At 52.0% G+C, this 21,156-nt stretch carries 23 protein-coding genes; 20 read left to right on the forward strand and 3 right to left on the reverse strand.

What is annotated here, in order from left to right; genetic code table 11:
- From flgG to fliB, 8 genes are all read left to right on the forward strand, one after another.
- A complete protein-coding gene (gene flgG, locus EHSB41UT_RS17290) occupies positions 1-786 on the forward strand; it encodes a flagellar basal-body rod protein FlgG (RefSeq protein WP_087112102.1) in 786 nt (261 codons plus the stop codon).
- Positions 787-788: 2 nt separating this feature from the next.
- A complete protein-coding gene (gene flgH / locus EHSB41UT_RS17295) occupies positions 789-1,478 on the forward strand; it encodes a flagellar basal body L-ring protein FlgH (RefSeq protein ID WP_087112103.1) in 690 nt (229 codons plus the stop codon).
- 21 nt (positions 1,479-1,499) lie between these two features.
- Positions 1,500-2,615 carry a flagellar basal body P-ring protein FlgI gene (locus tag EHSB41UT_RS17300; RefSeq protein WP_087112104.1) on the forward strand — a complete coding sequence of 372 codons (1,116 nt, stop codon included), beginning with the start codon at positions 1,500-1,502 and terminating at the stop codon, positions 2,613-2,615.
- Complete coding sequence (locus EHSB41UT_RS17305; RefSeq protein ID WP_087112105.1) at positions 2,615-2,932, forward strand: rod-binding protein; 318 nt, start codon at positions 2,615-2,617, stop codon at positions 2,930-2,932. The genes EHSB41UT_RS17300 and EHSB41UT_RS17305 overlap by 1 nt, the downstream gene beginning before the upstream one ends.
- Positions 2,933-3,008: 76 nt before the next feature.
- Positions 3,009-3,971: a hypothetical protein gene (locus EHSB41UT_RS17310; RefSeq protein ID WP_087112106.1), complete on the forward strand. Its 963-nt coding sequence runs from the start codon at positions 3,009-3,011 to the stop codon at positions 3,969-3,971.
- 136 nt (positions 3,972-4,107) lie between these two features.
- Entirely contained in the window at positions 4,108-5,730 is a 1,623-nt protein-coding gene (flgK, locus tag EHSB41UT_RS17315; protein ID WP_087112107.1) for a flagellar hook-associated protein FlgK, read from the forward strand.
- A gap of 18 nt (positions 5,731-5,748) precedes the next feature.
- Complete coding sequence (flgL, locus tag EHSB41UT_RS17320) at positions 5,749-6,705, forward strand: flagellar hook-associated protein FlgL (RefSeq protein ID WP_087112108.1); 957 nt, start codon at positions 5,749-5,751, stop codon at positions 6,703-6,705.
- A 205-nt stretch (positions 6,706-6,910) separates the two neighbouring features.
- Positions 6,911-8,095, forward strand: coding sequence for a flagellin lysine-N-methylase (fliB, locus tag EHSB41UT_RS17325; protein WP_087112109.1), 1,185 nt, complete (start codon positions 6,911-6,913; stop codon positions 8,093-8,095).
- Positions 8,096-8,105: 10 nt separating this feature from the next.
- On the opposite strand, the gene EHSB41UT_RS17330 is transcribed toward fliB, so the two are convergent.
- Both EHSB41UT_RS17330 and EHSB41UT_RS17335 read right to left on the reverse strand, forming a co-directional pair.
- Positions 8,106-8,765 carry a hypothetical protein gene (locus tag EHSB41UT_RS17330; RefSeq protein WP_087112110.1) on the reverse strand — a complete coding sequence of 220 codons (660 nt, stop codon included), beginning with the start codon at positions 8,763-8,765 and terminating at the stop codon, positions 8,106-8,108.
- A gap of 83 nt (positions 8,766-8,848) precedes the next feature.
- Positions 8,849-9,472 (reverse strand): YgjV family protein, encoded by a 624-nt coding sequence (locus tag EHSB41UT_RS17335; RefSeq protein ID WP_087112111.1) that lies wholly within the window; start codon positions 9,470-9,472, stop codon positions 8,849-8,851.
- A 139-nt stretch (positions 9,473-9,611) separates the two neighbouring features.
- Between EHSB41UT_RS17335 and EHSB41UT_RS17340 the strand changes: the two genes are divergently transcribed.
- From EHSB41UT_RS17340 to EHSB41UT_RS17350, 3 genes are all read left to right on the forward strand, one after another.
- Positions 9,612-10,751 (forward strand): flagellin N-terminal helical domain-containing protein, encoded by a 1,140-nt coding sequence (locus EHSB41UT_RS17340; RefSeq protein ID WP_165767309.1) that lies wholly within the window; start codon positions 9,612-9,614, stop codon positions 10,749-10,751.
- Between the two features lie 256 nt (positions 10,752-11,007).
- Positions 11,008-12,201: a flagellin gene (locus EHSB41UT_RS17345; protein WP_207626685.1), complete on the forward strand. Its 1,194-nt coding sequence runs from the start codon at positions 11,008-11,010 to the stop codon at positions 12,199-12,201.
- Between the two features lie 225 nt (positions 12,202-12,426).
- A complete protein-coding gene (locus EHSB41UT_RS17350; protein WP_207626686.1) occupies positions 12,427-13,641 on the forward strand; it encodes a flagellin in 1,215 nt (404 codons plus the stop codon).
- Positions 13,642-13,806: 165 nt separating this feature from the next.
- On the opposite strand, the gene EHSB41UT_RS17355 is transcribed toward EHSB41UT_RS17350, so the two are convergent.
- On the reverse strand, positions 13,807-13,992 hold the full coding sequence (locus EHSB41UT_RS17355; RefSeq protein ID WP_133060562.1) for a hypothetical protein: 186 nt from the start codon (positions 13,990-13,992) through the stop codon (positions 13,807-13,809).
- 173 nt (positions 13,993-14,165) lie between these two features.
- Between EHSB41UT_RS17355 and EHSB41UT_RS24505 the strand changes: the two genes are divergently transcribed.
- From EHSB41UT_RS24505 to EHSB41UT_RS17395, 9 genes are all read left to right on the forward strand, one after another.
- A complete protein-coding gene (locus EHSB41UT_RS24505; protein WP_133060563.1) occupies positions 14,166-14,507 on the forward strand; it encodes a hypothetical protein in 342 nt (113 codons plus the stop codon).
- Between the two features lie 3 nt (positions 14,508-14,510).
- Positions 14,511-15,935, forward strand: coding sequence for a flagellar filament capping protein FliD (gene fliD, locus EHSB41UT_RS17360; protein WP_087112116.1), 1,425 nt, complete (start codon positions 14,511-14,513; stop codon positions 15,933-15,935).
- 28 nt (positions 15,936-15,963) lie between these two features.
- Positions 15,964-16,365, forward strand: a complete 402-nt coding sequence (gene fliS, locus EHSB41UT_RS17365) for a flagellar export chaperone FliS (RefSeq protein WP_087112117.1) — start codon at positions 15,964-15,966, stop codon at positions 16,363-16,365.
- Positions 16,352-16,681 (forward strand): flagellar protein FliT, encoded by a 330-nt coding sequence (locus EHSB41UT_RS17370; protein ID WP_087112118.1) that lies wholly within the window; start codon positions 16,352-16,354, stop codon positions 16,679-16,681. Before fliS ends, EHSB41UT_RS17370 begins: the two co-directional genes overlap by 14 nt.
- 19 nt (positions 16,682-16,700) lie before the next feature.
- Complete coding sequence (locus tag EHSB41UT_RS17375) at positions 16,701-18,011, forward strand: flagellar hook-length control protein FliK (RefSeq protein ID WP_087112119.1); 1,311 nt, start codon at positions 16,701-16,703, stop codon at positions 18,009-18,011.
- Between the two features lie 33 nt (positions 18,012-18,044).
- Positions 18,045-18,482, forward strand: a complete 438-nt coding sequence (locus EHSB41UT_RS17380; RefSeq protein ID WP_087112120.1) for a flagellar basal body-associated FliL family protein — start codon at positions 18,045-18,047, stop codon at positions 18,480-18,482.
- 15 nt (positions 18,483-18,497) lie between these two features.
- The gene (locus tag EHSB41UT_RS17385) at positions 18,498-19,250 is read left to right on the forward strand and encodes a sigma-70 family RNA polymerase sigma factor (RefSeq protein ID WP_087112121.1); all 753 of its coding nucleotides are present in this window, start codon (positions 18,498-18,500) and stop codon (positions 19,248-19,250) included.
- Positions 19,251-19,426: 176 nt separating this feature from the next.
- Positions 19,427-20,302, forward strand: coding sequence for a flagellar motor stator protein MotA (gene motA / locus EHSB41UT_RS17390; RefSeq protein WP_087112122.1), 876 nt, complete (start codon positions 19,427-19,429; stop codon positions 20,300-20,302).
- On the forward strand, positions 20,299-21,156 hold the full coding sequence (locus tag EHSB41UT_RS17395) for an OmpA family protein (protein ID WP_087112123.1): 858 nt from the start codon (positions 20,299-20,301) through the stop codon (positions 21,154-21,156). The genes motA and EHSB41UT_RS17395 overlap by 4 nt, the downstream gene beginning before the upstream one ends.

Raw genomic sequence — 21,156 nt, forward strand, 5'->3', positions numbered from 1 at the left:
ATGCACGCATCACTTTGGATCAGCCAGACCGGCATCACTGCCCAGAACGCAGAACTGTCGGCTATCTCCAACAACCTGGCCAACATCAACACCGTTGGTTTCAAGGCTGACAATGTCGTCTTTGAAGATCTGTTCTATCAGGTTCAGAAGCAGCCAGGCAGCGATAACACTGCCGAAAACCAGAACCCGACAGGCCTGCAGCTGGGTACCGGTGTTCGCGTCGTCGGCACCCACAAGGACTTCTCCACCGGCAGTTTCCAGACCACCACCAATCAGCTGGATATGGCGATTGTTGGTCAGGGTTTCTTCCAGGTACAGATGCCTGACGGCAGCAACGCCTACACCCGTAACGGTCAGTTCCAGCGCAGCGCTGAAGGTGAAATTGTTACCGCTCAGGGTATGGTGCTGGCTCCCGGCATTGAAATCCCGGTAGAAGCTACCAACATCTCCATCGGCCAGGACGGAACCGTTTCTGCGTCTGTTGGCGGTGAAGCCGAGCCGCAGGTGCTGGGTCAGGTCAACGTGGTGAACTTTGTTAATCCAGCGGGCTTGAACGCTCTGGGTCAGAACCTGTTTGCCGAAACTGCCTCTTCCGGCATGCCGATCGAATCCGTTCCCGGTGAAGACGGTGCTGGCAGCATTCGCCAATACTCGCTGGAAGCTTCCAACGTAAACATGGTGGAAGAGATGGTAAGTATGGTGACAGCCCAGCGCGCCTACGAGATGAATACCAAGGTTCTGGCAGCAGCCGACGAGATGCTGAAGTACGCGAACCAGGTGTTGTAATTATGGTGTTCCGTCAATGTCGTTTACTGGCGGGCACCTTTGGAATCATTGCAGCGGGTCTTCTGACCGGCTGCAATGCCATTCCGGAAAAGGATGCCGAGCCGGATACCGAACGCTGGGCACCTCGCATGCCTGTTCCCAAAACAGAAGCCCTGCCGGTTGTGCATGGCAGCCTGTTCAATCCGGCCTATTCCCGCAACCTGTTTGAAGACCGCATGGCCTTCCGGATCGGCGATATCCTGACTGTGCGTCTGGATGAAAAGACCAGTTCCCGCAAAAGCTCCGGCACCACCATGGACAAGAACAGTTCTGCATCCATGCCTAACCCAATCCTGTTCGGTTCACTCAAGGAGTTGAACGTAGAAGCCGGAATGGATCGCGCTTTTGAAGGTTCCACCGGCAGCACTATGGACAACAGCCTGAGTGGTGATATCACCGTGACCGTTGCCGAGGTTTTCAGCAATGGTGCGCTGCATATTATTGGTGAAAAGTGGCTGCGTCTGAATCAGGGTGATGAATACATTCGCATCGAAGGCATGGTTCGTCCAGAAGATATCAGCCCGGATAACGTGGTGATGTCCATGCGTCTGGCCAATGCCCGGATTATGTATTCCGGTTCCGGCCCACTGAACGATGCTAACGACGCTGGCTGGCTGACCAAGTTCTTCAACAGCCCAATCATGCCAATGTAAGGTCAGGGAAAGCACTCTCTTATGAATCGTATTATTCCCGTATTCCTTGGCCTGCTGCTGGCACTCTCCCCCTTTGTGTCTGGCCCTGCACAGGCTCGTCGGTTGATGGATCTTGTGGATATTCAGGGTGTTCGCACCAACCAGTTGATCGGTTACGGTCTAGTGGTTGGTCTGGACGGCAGTGGTGATAAAACCCGTCAGACCGAATTTACCGGCCAGTCCCTGACCAACATGCTGCGCCAGCTGGGTATCCAGCTGCCGGAAGATGCCAACCCCAACCTTAAGAACGTCGCAGCCGTATCGGTGACCGCAACCCTGCCGGCCTTTGCCCGCCCGGGTCAGCAGATTGATATCACTGTATCGTCCATTGGTGATGCCAAGAGCCTGAATGGCGGCACCCTGCTGCTGACACCTTTGAAAGGTGTAGACGGCAATGTCTATGCACTGGCTCAGGGAAATCTGGTGGTATCCGGTATTTCGGTATCCGGCGGCAGTGGTTCCGAAGTCACTATCAACGTTCCGACTGTTGGTCGTATTCCTTCCGGTGCCGTTATTGAACGCAGCGTTGCTACCTCCTTCAACGACACCGGCAATGTAGTTCTGCACCTGCGTGAGCCAAGCTTCTCCAATGCCCGCAATCTGGCCCGGGTGATCAATGAACTGCTTGGCCCGGAAACCGCGGTCGCCAATGATGGTGTGTCTATCTCGGTCGCCGCGCCCAAGGATTCCCACCAGCGCGTGAGCTATATGGCCATGCTGGAGAATCTGGAAGTGGATACCGTTCGCCCACCAGCCCGTGTGGTTATCAACAGCCGCACCGGTACCGTAGTGATGAATGAAGATGTGATGGTCACGCCAGCGGCAGTCAGCCATGGCAACCTGGTGGTCTCCATTCAGGAAAGCAGCACCGTCAGCCAGCCGGGAGCTTTCTCTCCTGGGCAGACCGTTACCACACCAGAGAGCAACATCCAGGTTCAGCAGGGTGAAGGTCGTTTGTTCACGGTTCCTGAAAGCACATCCCTGCAGGAAGTGGTTAACGCCCTCAACAGTGTGGGCGTGACGCCAGCAGACCTGATGGCAGTCCTGCAGGCTCTGAAGCAGGCCGGCTCCCTGAAAGCAGAACTGGTGGTTATCTAATGGATATCAGTAACAACCTTAATGCCTCTACTCTGGCTTTCGATCCGAAGGTGATGGAGCAGCACAAGAACAGCAACTCACCGGAAGCTCTTCGGGCTGCTGCCGTGCAGTTTGAAGCCATGCTCACCGAAGAGATGCTGAAAAGCATGCGCAGCGCGACTGAGGTTATGTCTGAGGACTCTCTGTTCAACCGGGACCGCGAACAGTTCTATCAAGGCATGTATGACAGCCAATTGGCGTTTGAGATGGCAAACCGAGGCACCTTTGGTGTGGCTGAACAGTTAATCCGTCAGGTCGCTGAACAGCAGGCAGATTGATCACCTTCCCAACATCTCTCAGCTTCGCCCATCCTTGCTAAGGTTAAATAACAACCTTGGCAAGGATGCTGTTCCCATGGACCCGCTTAAGCGCTCCGACACATCAATAACAACATCACCTCCCCCAGAAACCAAAGACGTTCAGTCTTCCGGCACCTCTCTGGATGGTCGGGTCAAATCCATCCCTGATGCTCTCCCAAAACTGGCCGGGAAAAACCTCGGAAAGCATCTGAACGTCCGCGGTTTCAACGCCTTCAAAATGGCCTTCACCCATCCCAAAGCGCTGTTCCATCTGCTGTCCGGCAGACTGGATGCCATGAAGCAGACCAACCCGGTTAAATATATGGAAGAGCTGACAGACCTCTCCACCCGGCCGGAACATTTCAAGTTCACGATTGCGGAAGGCAACCAGCTCAAAGCCGCCAACCATAGAGTAAAAGATCAGATTGAGGGTTATCAGCGCACTGCCGTGAATCAAATGGCCCGATACACCTCAGAAGCTTATGACGCCGATGACTTTATCGAGGCCGTCAGAGATCTCGGGGAATGCTGCAAATCTGTCTCCCTCGCGCCTATGACCATGCTGCAGGGGCCGGCGGCGAAGAGTTTTGATGGCATTTATCTGCGTATACAGCAGCTAAACCACAGCAACTTTATGGAAGAGCAGGAACAGTTCCAGGTTCGGGATGCTCTCTTACAGATCAAGGCTGCCCGGGGGCGTGATCCCAAAAACCACAAGATGACCCGATCATTCGAGCGGGCGTTAAAACCACTGAACGCCAACCTCGGTGAACCGCCCTCAACTCCAGCTCCCAATATTTCTAGCCCCACTGGCATAACCGCCACTACAACCACCACAAAGCCTTCTAATCTTGCAGTCTCTTGGGATACCAACCCGAAATATGATCTGGAAGAGGTGGAAGAGCTTCTCGATCTGAACGGTGATGATCTCAACACCTATGTTGCGAATCTTGAAGATGCAGAGAATGATCTGCCGCCAGAAGATGATGATTTTGGCCAGCGCCGTGACAATGAATAGTCCGGCGCTCAACAACTACAAAAATCCTCTCTATTCATTTAATAACCCTTCCCGCTAACCGATTACTGCATTAATTTCCGGCGACATAGACTTCCCCTGTCGCCCGCCTCACTTTTTGAGATTATCCGGCCCGCACATGAGCATGATATTTACCGGTATCACCGGTTTGAATGCCGCCCAGACGGCGTTGAATGTAACCAGTAAAAACATCGCCGGCGTTGGCGTTAATGGTTATTCCCGTCAGGTTGCCAATTTCAAAACCTCCGATATCGGCGGTGTCTATATCAACAATATCGAGCGGGTCAGCGACCAGTACGCTGTTCAGCAGGCCTGGTTCAATGCCACCCAGTATGGCTACGACACCACCAACGCCAGCCATAACCTGCAGCTGGAAACTCTGGTATCCGGTAAAAACACCAGCCTTTCCCCATCACTGAACGGCTTCTTCGACACCCTGAACGCAGCCAGTGCTGATCCGATGGAGATCGCTTACCGTCAGGAAGTCCTGGCAGATGCCGAAGATCTGGCTTCCCGTTTCAACAGCCTGTCCAGCTCCATGAACAAGCAGGCCGCTGACGTTGAATCCCAGCTGAGTTCCCTGACCGGTGAAGCCAACGATATGCTGGCTTCCATCGCCAAAACCAATGAGGCGATTGCCGCTGCCGCCGCTATTGGCAATGTACCAAGCCATCTTCTGGATGAACGTGACCAGTCCATTCAACAGCTGTCTGAGCTGATGGATGTGAGCATTATTTTTGAACAGGACCAGACGGCCACTGTCACCATCCCTACCGGCGAACCTCTGGTGTCCCGTGGTGAAACCAATGAACTGGTTCTGCTGCCTGGTTATCCGGATGCTTCCCAGACTCAGCTGGCTGTTAAGTCCCACGATGCCACCAAGCGTATCGATCAGCCGGGTGGCGGTATCGGCGGCCTGATGGATTTCCGTGAAGATACTCTGTCCCAGTCACAGCGCGAGCTGGACCGTCTGGCACTGGCCTTCTCTAATGAAGTGAATGCACTGATGGAGAAAGGATTTGATCTGAATGGCGCAGCCGGTTCTGCGCTGTTTGGCGATATCAACTCCAGCGAGCTGATGCGCAACCGCTCTACCCATATTGGCGGCACCAATAGCGTGAATCTGGATATCAAAGTTGACGACACCAGCAAACTGACTGCCGACAACTATGTGTTCAGCAAGAACGATAAGAACGAATTAGAAGTCCATCGTCATCCAGGCGGTGAGAAGGTTGATTTCGAGACCGACACTACGACGGGCGATATCAGCTTTGATGGTATTACCATCTCCGCCGCAGACGGCAAGACCCTTGGTGATATGGCTGCAGGCAGCAGCTATCTGATAGAACCGGGCAAAGGCGCGGCCGGCACCATGGAAGTGGTTCTGGATGATCCGGAAAAGCTGGCCTTCTCCGGCAAAGCCGATGAGCCAGGCAACAACAGCAATCTGCTGGATCTTATCAAGCTGCAGGATAAAACCATTGCTGGCGGCCAGTCTGTGAATCAGGGCTGGAACAGCATTATCAGCGATGTAGCCAGCTCCAGCGCCCGCGCCACCAACTCTCTGGCTGCCAGTGAGATGCTGTATCAGGAAGCCACCAGCCGGGTGCAAAGCGAGAGCGGCGTGAACCTGGATGAAGAGGCCGGCAATATGCTGATGTTCCAGCAGCTGTACTCTGCCAATGCCAAGGTTATCTCTACCGCAGACGAGTTATTCCAGACCCTGCTGCAAGCCGTATAAGCGTTAAGGAAGTTCATAATGCGCGTTAGCACTATGCAAATGCACAACACCCTGTCCGGCTCCATGCAGAAGGCTCAGGGTAATGTCAGCAAAACTCTTTTGCAGATGAGTTCCGGCAAGGAAATTCTGAAGCCATCGGATGATCCGTTTGCCTCTGTGCAGCTGCTGAAACTGGATGACCATCTCAGCAAGCTGGAAACCTGGTCCGGCAACATCGACAAAGCCACGACTTTTCTGGGCAACCAGGAAAGTGCGCTGATGGATATGAACAACAACCTTGATCGTACCCGCGACCTGGTTTTGAGTGCCGGTAACGGTGCGCTCTCCCTGGAAGATCGCAAGGCGATTGCCAAAGAGATTGAGCAGACCGTCAGCACCCTGAAGTCCCTGGCAAACACCAAAGGAGCCGGTGACGAATATATCTTTGGTGGCACCGCTGGTCAGCAGGAACCGGTTCAGAAAGTTCCTGTCATCGATGAAAAAGGCAATCCGGTTCTTGATGCCGATGGCAACCCTGTTGAAGAGTGGTCTTTCGAAGGCTCTGAAAGTGTCCGTGAAGTTCAGGTCAGCGATTCCCAGCACGCCACTCTGGGCTCAACCGCCAGCGATCTTTTCTTCCAGGGCGACAAAGACTTCTTTACCCAGATGGATGAGTTTGTTGCCATCCTGAACAAAGATCCGCTGGCCGAAGGTGAACTGGAGGGCGCGATTGATGCGGCCATCAAAGGTATCGATGCAACATCCGGCGCGGTGAACGAAGGCCTGACGGATATCGGTGCGGAAATTAATATGCTCGAAGAAGCAAAAGACACCAACACCGATCTGGTCGCCACCAACAAGGCCATGCAAAGCTCTCTGGAAGCTCTGGATTACGCAGAAGCCATTCCACGTCTGACCATCGAACAGACCGTGCTGACCGCAACCCAGAAAGGTTATGCATCCTCCAGCACGCTGACGCTGTTCAACTATATCTAAGCGGCATCTAAGCGATACTGCATTCGGGGATATCAGCATCACAGCTGCATGCTGTGTCTGGTATTCCCCGATACCTCCCAAAGCTTCTGCGTCAGCCTGCAATATCACGCGCCTTCGGCAATTGTCAGCTACTCTAACTTTTTAAAACTGGCTTGCTTTTTGCCTTGGATAGCACACCAAACTTTGAGTGACTGGAAGGTCATTGATGACTGCCACGCCAAACAACATTCTCTACCCTCGCTTTTATCAAGAGTTCTCCTGCATCGGCCCGGACTGCGAGCATGACTGCTGCCAGAACTGGCGCATTACTATTGATCGCAAGACGTATAAGGCGTACAGCAAAACCACAGATCCACGCCTGCGGGAAGTCACCGACAAGATGACCCGTCCGCGCCAGCAGAATGATTTGGATTACCGCCGTATTCCGCTGACTGAAGAAGGCCGCTGCCCTCTGCAGAACACCGATGGCACCTGTCATGTTCACGGAGAGCATGGCGAACAACTGCTCTCGATTACCTGCAAAACCTATCCACGGAAAATCCGCAAGATTGCCAATACGGTTGAAGCCAGCCTGACCCTGTCGTGCCCGGAAGCTGCCCGTAAAGCTCTCCTTGATCCTTCAGCCATGATGTTTGAGCACGGCCCCAATCTTCCTGCAGGTCTGGCCCAGTCGATTATTGCTAAAGAACCTTCCGGCTTTACCCTGTTCCGCCAAACCGCTTTTCAGGCCGTACTGGGTGAGAAGGAAATGCCGGATGAACGTCTGTTCCGCCTCGGCATTCTGTTCAGCCTTGTTGCCCGCCAGCAGAAAGACCAAAGAGATATTACCGTTGCCTGTGAAGAGTATCTGCGTATGCAGAGCAGCGGTGAGCTGTCTGCCCTTTACCTAAACCTGAGTGATGGTAAACGCGGCCTGGCCATTGTGCTGAAAGAACTGCTGACCGGCACCAACTTCTTCCGCGCCAACAAAGTACTTGCAAGCTACCACCAGCAAATGGTGAAAGCACTACAGGACAACTTTACCGACGGTGAGGTGAATCTGGAGAAGCTGTTAAAGGCCCGCCAGCCGAATCTGGAACAGTGCATCAATGAGTGTGGCCACGGTCTGGTCAATATGATGCTGCACTGGATTTACAGCTCGGAAATCTGCCTGAAGCAGGGAGATGATCTGCTGACCAGCTACGCGGCCTTTGTTCTCAAATATATTATTATCCGCTTCTATCTGCTTACGCTGGCGGAAGAGGGTAAGAATGCCGAGCTTTTGATTGGCGTGGTGCATTCCCTGTCACGCTCAGCGGACCATAACGACACCTTCCTGAAGAACCTCTATCAGCTGCTGGCCGATAAAGGCTGGGGCAGCCATGCCCAGTTTCTTAGCTTGTTAAAATAGTTATGAAGGGTTATTTCTCGTAGCGGGTAAACACAATCCCTGGTCGCCACTTCTGCTGGCCGGCCAGGTTCTTTCCTCTCAAAGTGGTCAGCCGCCAGCCATTATTTTTATTAGCTTCGGTCTTCCAGGCTTCAGAGTATTCAATCTTGTAGAGGCTGCCCTGAGCATCACGCAGATAGCTGACAAACCCATGGCGTAATGGCTCCCCATCCCCCGGCCCGGGCCCCGGCAACGTATTCTTGAAGTGATCATGGTAGACCGCCACCACACCTTTCCCGGTCGGGATATAAATCGTGGCTGTTGCAGCGGACTGGTTCATGGTGGTTCGGGTCAGCTGAGCTTCCGTGGCAATCAATTCTCCAGTGCCGGCATCACGGTAGATATAGCCGGTATGCTCTTTGCGGAAGGAGGTATTGGGAGGCAAAGCCTGAAGAGTACGGATTGCCAGCGTATCCAGTTCAGGAGTTGAGACGACATCACGATCCGGGTCTTTACGATCTGTATCTTTACGAGAATCGCCATCACCCGCTTCGGATGCCGGCAGGTCGGCCAGATCCATCACCAGCCCGGAATCTGGCTTACCGGTTGAACGGTCTTCCAGCTCCTCCGAGCTAAACAGCCCCAGCAGACAGGTCAGAGAGATCGCTGCGGTTTTGGTACAGGTCAGCATGCGCCACGCCCGAGTTTCTCCAATACCTGTGGTTATCGGCGTGACGACTGTTTATTTATTGATTCTGACTCTAAGTAGCCTGATCAGACGATCATCATTTCCAGCTTGTCATCCTTCTGGATAAAGCCGATCTTCTGTAAATACTCCCGGTGTATATCACTGCCGGTGGCAGACACCACCTTACGTACGCCCTTATCGCGGAAGAAGCTGCTGTTTTCTACAAATACAAACTGACCCGGCTTTAAATCGCGGTATGGCGGCAACACATAATCCAGATCCACTTCCATGGTGTCTGCGTCAGTTTTATGACAGATAAACAAACCAGCCAGAGCAAGATCACGGTGAATCATCACCGCCATATAGTCACGATCATCCCGCAGATGAAACGGCGGGAAGAACTCTTTGATATCGGTCAGATGCAGATTGATAAATTCCTGAAAGTACACATCAGAGACAGACGACGGCACCAGGCGGAAATGGGTTGGTTCGTGATAAATCTTCCAGAGATGGAAGATATTCATCGCAGTCAGATAATAATTCAGAGCAACCACCGGCCAGGCACCGATCAGCAGACCATAGGTTCCGAAACAGAAGCTGCCGATCATGTTCATCCAGCGCAACCGGACAAGCGAGCTCATGCTGAGGCTGATACCCGTGAGTACCGTGGCTAAATAACCAAACATCTCCAGCCAGTTAATCTCTGACATCGCCGGATCTCCTTAACAGTTCCTCAACACTATATAGCGGCAGATCATATTTTCTTCCCCTCTGAGAAAATTTAATAACCTGTGCACATTAACGATTCTTACAAGCAGCTGCAGACAGGACTTAGCGCAGGTTTTCTCATTGGTCACAATTCATCAAAAAATTGCGGGGCATTCTCTCTCTCAAATCCGCAATAAAAACCTGCAATCCACGGCAACGGTTACCGCAAAGAGCAGCAGCGCTCCGGCAGAACCTGTTGCTCCGACACTGTCTTCGGTAAATGTTGCTCCCAATCCGAATGTGACCCTGCAAAACCTGAATAATGCGGTGTCTGTCTTACAGCTGGCCGACCAGACCTTTAAACAGATCACCGGTATTCTTGGCAGCATGATGAAGCTGGCCAAAGAAGCACTGAAAAAGCATTCCCCCGAAGAACGTGAAGCTCTGCAGGAAGATTTAAAGAAGCTTTTGGGTGAGATAGATCAACTGGCCCGGGATACCTGCTTTGGCCAGCAGAAGCTTCTGGATGGCTCGGCAAGACAAATGAACGTCCGTATTGGCGACAGGGCGCAGGATTCCATCAGCTTTAGTTTGATCTCACTGCTGCCTTCATCATTGGGGAAAAGCCTGCATAAAGCCGACAGTGGTTTATTATTTCGGCGCAGCCATCACCTTATACAGGATGCGACTCTGGCGTTTTTTATGCCGGAGGGGAACGGCCTGGAAACCACTTTCTACTTGCTGATAGCATCTGGCAAAAGCAGCGAAACCGCTGTTGCCATGATCCGGGAAGAGCTAAAAAACTCCCGCATTAAAGCTACCCCGGTTTACGATACCGACACCCGTTCACTGGAATTGATTGGCACACCGGAATCCTTAAGCCAGATTGGTATAACTCTGGATAATGCCTGGCAGGATGCCGAGCGCAAGATACCTGCACAGACCGAGCGGGAGATACTCTCTCCGGATAATGCCAGCAAACCTGTCTCCCTGAACCAGATCAGCCTGACCACCTTCTCAGGTGCCCAGAAAGCAGCAATTATTATTAAAACGGCACTGGAAGAAGTGCAGCAGGAACAGAAGAAGCTGGGAGCCTTGCAGACCAAGATTGATTCCGCTCTCACCCAGGCCGGAACCAAAGTGGAAACACCAGATATACCCGATAGCAATCAGGCTCAGTCCACTACGCGGGAGACCGCTGATGGTATGCAGCAGAAGGTATCTGAAACAGTGATTGCCCAGTCGAAAAATATCTCGGCTTTTTCTACTGCCTTAAAGTAGTGGTCGCTGGTCGTACAGATAAACTGGTAAAACTGGTTCCCACGCTCTGCGTGGTAACCCATATGCATTCCCACGGAGACCGTGGGAACGAGTTAAATCGGTAAGTTGAATAATTTCACCCAGCAGATTTAAGTCCACCCATATCCACTCCGACTTCTACAGCAAAGCCAGAAGTCTGACTCGTATCATCAGCAGGCCTGCGCTTCTTGATAGAGCTAATTCAAAAGCTTAAGAAAATAATCAACGGAGTTTAGTGATGATCACTATCAACACCAACACTACTGCGATGATCGCGCAGAACAACCTGCTGAATACCCAGAAGGGCCTGACCTCCAGCATGGAGCGTCTGTCCACCGGTCTGCGTATCAACTCTGCTTCTGACGATGCCGCCGGCATGCAGATCTCCAACCGTATGCAGACTCAGCGTAACGGTCTGGATGTGGCTATGCGTAACGCTAACGATGCGATCTCCATGGCCCAGACCGCTGAAGGCGCTATGTCTGAAAACACCGATATCCTGAATCGTATGCGTGATCTGGCTCTGCAGTCTGCTAACGACTCCAATACTGCCGATGATCGTGCAGCTATGCAGAAAGAAGTGTCTGCCCTGAAAGAAGAAATCACCCGCATTCATGACACAACTAACTTCGCCGGCAAGAAGCTACTGAATGGTGACGCAAGCGAACTGTCTTTCCAAGTTGGGTCTAATTCCAATGAAATCATCAAAGTCGGTATTGGTGAGATCTCAACTACATCCCTGAAAGGATCTGTATCTGAAGCCTATACAGCAGGTGACGTTACCATTGATGCCTCAGAAGTCAGTAAACTGATTGCAAATGCAAAAGACACTGACGCCACTAAAGAAGCAAAGATTAGTGTTGCAGGACAAAGTCTAACATTAACCGAAAATACCAGTGCAACAGCTACTACTGTAGCTGCAGATATTAAAACGAAATTAGATGCAGCCCTAAGTGGTAATTCTATCTCTGTAACTGCAGACGATGATGGAAACATCACTCTCTCCTCTACAGGCAAAGACGCTATCACTGTTGATTCTGTAGCGCCTAGCAGCACTAATACTGGCGTAGCGATCACCAAACAAACTGGTGCAAAGGGCGCAGATGCTGGTGACGTTGTTTCCATTGCAGACCTCGACATCACCTCAGTTGGTGGAGCTCAAGCTGCTGTAGATATTCTGGATGGCGCCTTGAAGCAAGTTGACGAGCAGCGTGCAGACCTCGGTGCAGTTCAAAACCGTCTGGAATCCACCATCGATAACCTGTCCAACATCAACGAGAACCTGACTCAGTCTCAGAGCCGTATCAAGGATGTAGACTTCGCTAAAGAAACCACCAATATGACCAGCAAGCAGATGATGATGCAGGCTGGCTCTACCGTACTGTCCCAAGCCAAGGGCATGAGCCAGTACGCTACCATGTTGATGGGCTAATACTGCAAGATATAATCAGTAGTATCCCTCGCTCCTACGCTCTGTGTAGGAGCGACAAGCTACCCCAAAGCCGAACTCAAAAGAGTCCGGCTTTTTCGTACCTGTCTTTTAATTTTCTCGCCAACAATCCGATTTCTGAATCAAAGCCAGCCAGCATGACCTTTTAAAAACAGCAGGCCTGCGCTTCCTTCAATTGTTTGATTTGGAAATCAACGGAGTTTAGTGATGATCACTATCAACACCAACACTACTGCGATGATCGCGCAGAACAACCTGCTGAACACCCAGAAGGGTCTGACTTCCAGCATGGAGCGTCTGTCCACTGGCCTGCGCATCAACTCTGCTTCTGACGATGCTGCAGGCATGCAGATCTCCAACCGTATGCAGACTCAGCGCAACGGTCTGGATGTAGCTATGCGTAATGCTAACGATGCTATCTCCATGGCTCAGACCGCTGAAGGTGCCATGTCTGAGAACACCGATATCCTGAATCGTATGCGTGATTTGGCTCTGCAGTCTGCCAACGATTCCAACACCGACGGTGATCGTGCAGCTATGCAGAAAGAAGTAGATGCGTTGAAGGAAGAGATTACACGCATCCACAACACAACCAATTTTGCAGGTAAGAAATTGCTAAATGGTGATGCTGGCGCTCTGTCTTTCCAAGTGGGTTCTAACTCCAACGAAACCATTGAAGTTAAAATTGATGAGATCTCCACCTCGTCTCTGAAGGGTAAAATCTCGGAAGATCTGGCAGCTGGAAATGTCACTATTGACTCTAAACAAATTTCAGATGCGCTGACTAAAGCAAATAATAACGGCTCTGCAGCCGGCAGCGAAGTCAAATTCAGCATCGGCACGACTGATGGAACAACACCAGCTGTCGAAGAAATAACCCTTGCCGCTAAAGCTGCAAATACGCCTGCAGAAGATGCGTATACCCTTGAGGATATTGTAGACGCAATTAATGCTAAAACTGATGATAGTGGTGTTAGTGCAGTTGCAGATTCAAATGGTGGCATCACTCTTAGCACAAAGGGTATTAACGCAATTGCTGTCGAAGAAGAAACAGCCGGTACAATCGTGGATAAAACCGGTGTAGCTGGTAAGACTGCAGGTTCTGAACTGACTGTGGCAGATATTGACCTGAAAACTGCCGCAGGTGCTCAAGCTGCTGTAGACATTCTCGATGGCGCTCTCAAGCAAGTTGACGAGCAGCGCGCAAACCTCGGTGCTGTTCAAAACCGCCTGGAATCCACCATCGATAACCTGTCCAACATCAACGAGAACCTGACTCAGTCTCAGAGCCGTATCAAGGATGTGGACTTCGCTAAAGAAACCACCAATATGACCAGCAAGCAGATGATGATGCAGGCTGGCTCTACCGTACTGTCCCAGGCCAAGGGCATGAGCCAGTACGCTACCATGCTGATGGGCTAATACCGAAAGGTATAACCATTAACAGCAAAGGCCTGCCTCGAAAGAGACCGGCCTTTTTCTATATAAACGTCCTGTTGGATAGCTTCTACATTCCCTCGGCGATCGTAGGAACGAGCCTTTGAGTTTAAAAGACCCGCCTTTTACATTCACCAATCTGTTATGGACTTATTGTCTGGGCAAGCACTGACGAATAAGAAGCTCTAACTGATTAAAGCGTTCGCGGCATTCCCGTTTGGACTCTATCACTTCAACCTTCAAGTCCTCTTGCTCTTTCAGAATAAGCGTCACAACACCATGGGTTGCTTTGAGAATGTTATTGTTTTCATGAAAAGAGCCTTCAAGTGCATCCATTCTGCTTTCCAACTTGGCCACTCTAGCCTCTAAGGACATTCAGGTACTCCATTGGTGAGATGAACCGACAAAATAGCAGAAGAAAAACGTGTACGGCACTTAACCTGCTAATACTCGCGCCCATGCTCGTCAATACTCCGCGTGAGAGACGGTATGCATTACCACGGAGGACCGTGGGAACGAGTGGAAAAACAGGACGCGCCGCGTCCCAAATCTCTGGTTCCCACGCTCTGCGTGGTAACCCAACCCTCTTCCATTTAAGCTATTTAAGAAACCCTTCTTTCCAGACGAATACCAATCCAGCTGCAATGGAACTGAAAATTCGGCCGGAAGTCTTTGCGGAAAAAAACTTCCTCCTCCATCTCTTTTTCCTTTCCACATCAACCGGCAGCCAAGAGATTTCAGCGATCGCTGCAGCTGGCATACCAATTGCTATTTCCTTTACGCAACTGTGTAGCACTTGTGGCAGCGATCCGATCAGGGTTTGGCCATCAGGAACAGATTTCAGGGTTTAAAGTATGTCGATCAGCATGCCCGGTATGGGAACAGGACTGGATATCCAGGGTATGGCCAAAAGCATGGCCCAGGCTGACCTGTCTGCCAAAAGCAACCAGATCACCCGTAAGGAAACCGATATTAAAGGTGAGACTGCGGCTCTGGAGCAGCTGGAATCTGCATTGAAGGATTTTTATAAATCCCTCGATAGCCTTTCCGACCAGGAAACCTTCGGCACCCTGAAAAGCACCCTGTCCAAAGATGGTGAAGACTTCTTTGATTTATCGCTGGATGAAGATGCCAAAGCCAACAGCTACCAGATTGCGGTTCAGCAGCTGGCCAGTAAAGACAAATGGCAGATGATGAAAGCGGAATCCAGCAAAGAGTCTGTTTTCAATCCAGCAGAGGGTGAAGCGCAAACCCAGGATATCACCATTAAGGTAGGTACTGGCGAAGACGCGAAAGCTCTGACCATCACTATGGAAAAGGGCGATTCCCTTGAAGATGTGATGAAGAAGATCAACGACCACGAGGAAAACCCGGGCGTTGATGCTTCCATTATTACGGGTTCCAATGGCGCCTCTCTGACCCTGACCAGTAAAGAAACGGGAACAGACAGCAAGATCACCATTGAAGGCCTGACGACTGAGCAACAAGCAGACGCCAAAAATATCAACAAGGCTACCAATGCCGAATTCACTGTTGATGGTCTGACCGTAGTCTCCCAAAGCAACAAGGTCGAAGATGCTATTCCCGGCCTGACCCTGACCCTGAAAAAAGTCACCGAAGAAAATGAGCCGGTCAGTGTCGATCTTTCCATCGATACCGACAAGATGGAAAAGTCTGTTGAGTCTTTCGTTGATAGCTACAACAAGCTTAAAGATGTAATTAACAGCCTGTCCAAGTCTGAAGCGGCGGCCGCAGGTGAAGACTATGTGCGTGCACCACTTGCCGGTGACTCGCTGATCTCCAACCTGAACAGCCAGCTGCGCAGCGCTATGTCTGAAGTGATTGAAGGCAGTTCCTTCAAGACGCTGGCCAGTATCGGTATTGTCACCAAGCAGAACGGTGATCTGGAAGTTGATAACAAGCTTCTGGATAAAGCGCTGAAAGACAACCCGACCGAAGTCGTTGATCTGTTTATCGGTAAAGATGCCGCGCTGGACAAGATGAAGAACTCGCTGGAGATCTACATCGGCACTCAGGACAGCGAAGATGACGAGGAAGACGACAGCACCGATGAAGGCTACAAGCCAAAAATTGATGGCCTGATCAAGGAGCGTCTGGAAGGTCTGGAAGAAGACCAGAAGGATATCGAGACCGAGTGGGAAGTAATCAACAAGCGTGCGGATGACCTCTACCAGCGTTACTTCAATGAATTTAATGCCATGGACCTTGCTGTTCAGCAGATGAACTCATCCATGTCCACCCTGATGGGAATGCTCTAAGCAGCGCCCCACCCTAATGAGTTAGACCATGAGTTATCAGCGGGCCCTAAACGCTTATACCCAGAACCAGACGGAGAACCGTGTCTCCGTCGCCAGCCCTTACCGGCTGGTGCAGATGATGTTCGAGAAACTGCTCGACCATATGGCCATGGCCCACGGCGCTATGGAGCGCAAAGATGTGGCTGCCAAGGGCATCAATATCAGCAAAGCCATCGAGCTTCTGGGTGCCCTGCGCGGAGCACTGGATCTGGAAGTGGGCGGTGAAGTCGCCACCAATCTGGCCAACCTTTACCTGTTCTGCAGCGATTCCCTGATGCAGGCCAACCGTCATAACGACCCGCAGAAAATTATTGATGCGGCCGGCATTATCCGGGAGATCAAATCGGCCTGGGATCAGCTGGAACACGGAGCCGCCGATGTTGCCGTCTGATGCCTGCAAGAATGATCCTATGATCTCCGCTCATCTGCTGGCACTGGAAGAGTCCCTGCGCGAAGCCTTTCGCAACAAGGATATCAACCGGGTCATAGCACTGGATGAAGCCGTTCAGGAAGAGCTGAAAGCGGTACAGCGGGAACAGATCGCACTGCCCAAAGATCAGGTTGAGCGCCTGAAAGCGCTTTATGAACTGATTCGTGATGATTGCTCCCGCCGCCGCAATGAATTGAGCGAGAAGCTGAAAGGCATGCGTAAGCAACGCAATGCCATGGACGCCTATCACCACTGCCAGACCGCCGGGCTGCAATAATGACGGTAAGTAAACGACTATGACAGGTATTGCAGTACAGACATCAACAGCCCCAGCGGTAAGCCAACCCTCGAAGGGTACCGATATCAGCCCGGCTCAGCAGCCTGTTGAGGGCGAAACGGCACAGCCTTCGTTTCAGGACTCGATGGATCAGGCCGTTGATCAGAACCTTGGTCATGAAGGTGTAGATCAGACTGCTAGCGTAAACGCAGAACAACCCCAGACACTGGACGAGCTTCCTGCGGAAGAGGCTTTACCTGAGTTAACCGGCGAAGAGCTGGTACAAGATCCAGAGGCATTGTTGCCACTGCTGGAACAGCAGGCTCTCTGGAAACCAGCCGGTAACAACGGAACAAGCTCTGAGCAAGGTGGGCAACTGCACAAGCCTGCGGCTCTGGTTCTAAATCAGGCTCCGACTCTGCAGCAGCGCAATGATGCAGGTTCTGCAACAGTTCAAACCGCAGGGGTTAGCGAAGCTCTGGTGCAATATCCACAAGCTGTGAACCTTGCTGAACAGCTGTCTGCCAATCCCCTGCATCCTGCCGAAAACAAAAACCTTCTGGTTCAATCTCTGCAGCATTCTGCTCAAGAGATGGTTGCTCAGGGCAGTGAGTCTGGCGAGCTGCCACAGATACTTCCTCAAGCGACCGGCGAGCAACTGGCTGAGAGTGATTTCTCCGATGCCTTTCTGCTCCAGCGTTTGATGTCGGGTACCGAAGCTCGCGCCATGAATCCATCACAGATGATGGATGCTTCTGTGATTCAGACCGCTGCTGTTTCCACTCAATCCTCTAGTGCTCCCGCGTTAGCGACACGGGCGGACGGCACAGCCAACACTCAGGCTTTGGCTTCGCCACAGGAAACACCTCTCGGCATGTTGCACGATCCTGACTGGGCTGATGATCTGGGCCAGCGGGTGTATCGCATGGCCACGGATGAGAACGGTCTTCGGGAAGCCAAGCTGCGCCTTGATCCGCCATCACTGGGTACACTGGATATCCAGCTGCGTATTGATGACAACAAGCTGAGTGTGCAATTCCATTCTGCCTCACCACAGGTGCGGGAGATGATCATGCAGCATGTTGAACGACTGCGTGACAGCATGAACGGCACGGATATGACTCTGGTGGATGTGGATGTCTCTTCCGGGAACTCGTCTGGTAATGAGGCTGGTCACGAACAACACAACAACGATGGTGTTATTCCGGGAAGCCACTCTTCTCTGCTTGCCGACGACACTGCAACCGATAGTGATTTCCTTCTGCAGGAAGAGAGCCTGACACCGGCTCCTGTTTTTGCAGGAAGAACCCTGATCAGTACGTATGCCTGATGCGCGTCAGGCATTAACAGGGATAGATAGTCCATGAGTGAAAAAGCACAAAAATCATCCGGTGGTTTCGTCAAATCTCTTATTGTCGTTCTCGCCATCGCCTCTGCTGTCGGTGCCTGGTACTGGCATCGCCGTGAAGCGCCACCAACACTGGAGGAGCCAGTGTTTCACACGGTTGCCTCGGTGATTGTGAATCTGGAAGACCGTAACCCACGCCACTACCTCAAGGTTACTCCGGTGATTGTTTACCGGGACGAAAGCTTCGAGAAGAAGGTTGATCTCTACCTCCCGGAGATTCGCAATTACCTGATCAACAAACTGCGGGAAGAGACGGTTGTCAGCCTGAGTGATGCTGACAGCTACGAACGCGTACGCAAGGACCTGCTGGCCGGGGTGAAAGCCCTGATGCTGGCCAATACCGAAGTTGATTCTGTCGAGAACCTGATTTTCACAGAGTTTGTCGTGCAGTAACTCCAAGGAAGAGTCATGGTAAAGAATGCAGCCATTGACGCGTACCTGATGGGCACGGCCCCGGTACTGAATAACTGCACACCGGTTATGCAACTGGTGAACGAGCAGGCGCCCATGGTGAGACGAATCGCCCTGCATATGGCGGATCGTATGGACCATCGGCTGATCGATGTGGATGACCTGATCCAGATAGGCTTTATCGGCCTGCTGGAAGCGGCCAACCGCTACGATGCCACTACCGGTGTGCCCTTTGAAGCCTTTGCCCTGACCCGGGTTCGCGGAGCCATGATGGACGAGCTTCGCAAACATGACTGGTGCCCCCGCTCCCTGCGCCAGCAGGGCAAGAGTATTCGTCAGGCTCGTATGACGCTGGAACAACAGCATGGACGACAGGTGACCAGCAGGGAAGTCGCAGATTTTCTCGATATGCCTGCTAATACCGTCAACCATGCCGAGGCACGTATTGAGGCGGCCAACCGTCTGAGTCTGGAAACCCTGTGTGAAGACCGGGGCGACAGCTGGGATGAGATTGGTACCGATCACGAAGCGCCCGTCGCGCCTTTGCTCAAAGCCGCCAGCAGCAAAGAGCTGGCTCTTGCCATTCAGGCTCTGCCGGAGCGTGAGCAGATCATCCTGCATCTCTATTACGACAAGGAGATGAACCTCAAAGAGATTGCCCGTGCGCTTGATCTTACCGAGGCCCGGATCTGCCAGCTCAGAAAAAAAGCCCTGACCGCCCTGAATACCAGCCTTAAAGCCAACTTTTAACGATGCACTAGGGGAAATACCGCAACAAACTATGAATATGCCGGTATTTCCTTGGTACAAACAATACACGACTATGTTTAGAGAGCGTCGTAACAGATACGTCCCATCGCGGAGCCTTAATACTCCGTGCTCTTTCCAGTCATATACGAACATGTCAGCAAGGGAATGATCTGTCCATGCTCAAATTTTTCGGACTTTTAATACTGGCAGCCAGCATTTTTGGCGGTTTTGTTGCCAGTGATGGACAGCTGCTTTCGTTATGGCAGCCCGGCCAGATTTTCATCATTATCGGTGGTGGAATCGGAGCCTTTGTTATTGCCAACCCCTGGGCGGTGATTGTTCGCACCGGCCGCTATCTTTCCCGTGCTATTACCGGCAAGAACAGCTACCCGACCGAGTTCTATCAAAAGCTGCTGACGCTGCTGTTTGAACTGTTTGAAGTGCGCCGTCGTGTAGGCTCTGCTGCTCTCGAAGAGCATATCGATCACCCTGACCAGAGTGTTCTCTTTATCGAGTCCGGCATTCTTGAATACGAACGCCTGACCAGCTTTATCTGCGATAACCTGCGTCTTGTCACACTTGGTAAGGTTCTGCCCCACGAACTGGAAGGCCTGCTCGAACAGGAACTGGCGACCATGAACGAGGATTACCTGCGCCCGGCGGATGCCATGCAGGCGGTGGCCGACAGCCTTCCCGGCTTCGGTATTATTGCTGCGGTGATGGGCATTATCCTGACCATGCAGTCTATGGATGGTCCGGCTTACCTGCTGGGTATGAAGGTCGCTGGTGCTTTGGTCGGCAGCTTCCTGGGTATTCTGCTTTGCTACGGTCTGCTGAACCCGCTGGCCAAATCCATTACCCATGCCATCCGCGAAGAGACGCAACTGTTTGAGTGTGTGCGTGCGGCACTGACAGCTCTGGTTTATGGCCGCCCTTCTGCCATCGCAGTGGATGCCGGTCGTCGTATGCTGTTTACGGAAGTCCGTCCAAGCTTTGATCAGCTGGAAAGCTGGCTGCTGGAAAGTCATCCGACCACGGAGAGCCGTGAATGAGCAAGGATGAGCCCGTCGTTATTCGCCGGACTTCACCACAGCGGCCCGAAAAAAAGAAAAGCCATTGGAAGTCCATACTGGCTGACTTTGTGATGCTGGTGTTATCCCTGTTTGTTGTACTGTGGGTCTCTTTCTTCTCGACTCCGGCGCAAAAGGCAGGTGTGGCGGGCTACTTCAAAACTCCTGAAGATGAAGCCGGTGTGAATGCTGCCGTTGCTCTTGTCGAGGAAAAGGAAGACCAGAAGCGACAGGCTGAACAGCAGAAACTGCAGGCCCATACCGAAACAGTCACCAGCAGTACCGTGACAACGGATCGTGTTGACGAAACGCCTAAAGAGATTGTTCAGGTTGAGCCTTCAGCCATCGAACCCGAGCAGCCTTCTGCAGCTAAACGCCTGAAAGATGTGTTCCGTAAGCAGATTGATGAAGAACTGGCCAAATTCCCTGAACGGTACAAGAACGCTGTCGTGCTCTCCGAGATGGATTCCATGCTGCGTATTGAGGTGTTGGAAGTGGAAGGCTATCCAATGTTCCAGCGAGGCAGTGAGAAGCTCTCCGGCGTTTATCGGCAGATTCTGGAATCCATGGTTCCACGCCTGATTGCGACCGACGGTCAGTTGATTATTCTCGGCCATACCGACAGCACGCAGTTTGCCAAAGGAGCCGGCAAGGATAACTGGGATCTCTCATCCGCCCGAGCCAAGGAAGCCCGACGCTTCCTGGTACAGCATGGCTTCCCGGACCAGAAGATTATTCAGGTCAGCGGTATGGCGGATCGTCGTTTGTTTGATCCGAAAGACCCGACCAGCGCAGCCAACCGCCGTGTTGAGATTATGGTTTCACTCACGGAGTAA

Source organism: Parendozoicomonas haliclonae (assembly GCF_900174585.1).
GTDB lineage: Bacteria > Pseudomonadota > Gammaproteobacteria > Pseudomonadales > Endozoicomonadaceae > Sansalvadorimonas > Sansalvadorimonas haliclonae.

Excerpts from the sequence above, each read along its gene's own strand:
- fliB (WP_087112109.1), top strand. The coding sequence starts at position 6,911 with ATGACTGCCACGCCAAACAACATTCTCTACCCTCGCTTTTATCAAGAG.
- motA (WP_087112122.1), top strand. The coding sequence starts at position 19,427 with ATGCTCAAATTTTTCGGACTTTTAATACTGGCAGCCAGCATTTTTGGC.
- flgK (WP_087112107.1), top strand. The coding sequence starts at position 4,108 with ATGAGCATGATATTTACCGGTATCACCGGTTTGAATGCCGCCCAGACG.
- EHSB41UT_RS17330 (WP_087112110.1), bottom strand. The coding sequence starts at position 8,765 with ATGCTGACCTGTACCAAAACCGCAGCGATCTCTCTGACCTGTCTGCTG.
- fliS (WP_087112117.1), top strand. The coding sequence starts at position 15,964 with ATGAGTTATCAGCGGGCCCTAAACGCTTATACCCAGAACCAGACGGAG.
- EHSB41UT_RS17310 (WP_087112106.1), top strand. The coding sequence starts at position 3,009 with ATGGACCCGCTTAAGCGCTCCGACACATCAATAACAACATCACCTCCC.
- EHSB41UT_RS17370 (WP_087112118.1), top strand. The coding sequence starts at position 16,352 with ATGTTGCCGTCTGATGCCTGCAAGAATGATCCTATGATCTCCGCTCAT.
- EHSB41UT_RS17385 (WP_087112121.1), top strand. The coding sequence starts at position 18,498 with ATGGTAAAGAATGCAGCCATTGACGCGTACCTGATGGGCACGGCCCCG.
- EHSB41UT_RS17375 (WP_087112119.1), top strand. The coding sequence starts at position 16,701 with ATGACAGGTATTGCAGTACAGACATCAACAGCCCCAGCGGTAAGCCAA.
- EHSB41UT_RS17380 (WP_087112120.1), top strand. The coding sequence starts at position 18,045 with ATGAGTGAAAAAGCACAAAAATCATCCGGTGGTTTCGTCAAATCTCTT.
- flgG (WP_087112102.1), top strand. The coding sequence starts at position 1 with ATGCACGCATCACTTTGGATCAGCCAGACCGGCATCACTGCCCAGAAC.
- EHSB41UT_RS17395 (WP_087112123.1), top strand. The coding sequence starts at position 20,299 with ATGAGCAAGGATGAGCCCGTCGTTATTCGCCGGACTTCACCACAGCGG.
- EHSB41UT_RS17305 (WP_087112105.1), top strand. The coding sequence starts at position 2,615 with ATGGATATCAGTAACAACCTTAATGCCTCTACTCTGGCTTTCGATCCG.
- EHSB41UT_RS17355 (WP_133060562.1), bottom strand. The coding sequence starts at position 13,992 with ATGGATGCACTTGAAGGCTCTTTTCATGAAAACAATAACATTCTCAAA.
- flgH (WP_087112103.1), top strand. The coding sequence starts at position 789 with ATGGTGTTCCGTCAATGTCGTTTACTGGCGGGCACCTTTGGAATCATT.
- EHSB41UT_RS17335 (WP_087112111.1), bottom strand. The coding sequence starts at position 9,472 with ATGTCAGAGATTAACTGGCTGGAGATGTTTGGTTATTTAGCCACGGTA.
- EHSB41UT_RS17300 (WP_087112104.1), top strand. The coding sequence starts at position 1,500 with ATGAATCGTATTATTCCCGTATTCCTTGGCCTGCTGCTGGCACTCTCC.
- EHSB41UT_RS17350 (WP_207626686.1), top strand. The coding sequence starts at position 12,427 with ATGATCACTATCAACACCAACACTACTGCGATGATCGCGCAGAACAAC.
- EHSB41UT_RS17345 (WP_207626685.1), top strand. The coding sequence starts at position 11,008 with ATGATCACTATCAACACCAACACTACTGCGATGATCGCGCAGAACAAC.
- flgL (WP_087112108.1), top strand. The coding sequence starts at position 5,749 with ATGCGCGTTAGCACTATGCAAATGCACAACACCCTGTCCGGCTCCATG.
- fliD (WP_087112116.1), top strand. The coding sequence starts at position 14,511 with ATGTCGATCAGCATGCCCGGTATGGGAACAGGACTGGATATCCAGGGT.